This window comes from Nocardia blacklockiae, from assembly GCF_015477355.1.
Taxonomy (GTDB): domain Bacteria; phylum Actinomycetota; class Actinomycetes; order Mycobacteriales; family Mycobacteriaceae; genus Nocardia; species Nocardia blacklockiae.
This window is the reverse complement of the sequence record NZ_JADLRJ010000040.1, coordinates 1-407: the sequence shown is the minus strand read 5'-3', so window position 1 is coordinate 407 and position 407 is coordinate 1. Positions and strand designations below refer to the sequence as shown.

Annotated in this window: 1 protein-coding gene; it reads right to left on the bottom strand. The window is 52.3% G+C overall.

The window, feature by feature from the left end:
• The coding region (locus IU476_RS37425) for a copine family C2 domain-containing protein (protein WP_195106766.1) at window positions 1–331 on the bottom strand (331 nt) is incomplete at its 3' end.
• Window positions 332–407: the final 76 nt, after the last annotated feature.

Sequence of the window (407 nt, the reverse complement as noted above, 5' to 3'; positions counted from 1 at the left end):
CGATGAGATCATGTGACCCGTCACTGTCATAATCGGAGCATTGCACCTGGAGGGGTGTGCTGGGGTTCCCACCACAGAAATGCTGAACGGGGACTGAGAAACGCTTCCATGTAGGGTTCAGGTTGTTCTTGATGACCTCAGATCTGTACACCAGGTGCCATTTCCCATCACCCAGGCGGAAGAACTCCAGAAATGGATCTGATTTTCCCAGGAAGTCCTTCTTAGCTAGGTTTCTGGCCTCTACCTCCATGGTTACTACACGATTGTCCTTTAATTCATGAGCTGAGACCGTGATGGTCCCCCGCCCAGCAGGTTTTCCAGGCTTCAGCATCAAGGGGAGAGTCAGTACCTGGCTGGACACAATCTGTCCTAGGGAACACTCAGCACCCCCTAGGAAGTCATCATCC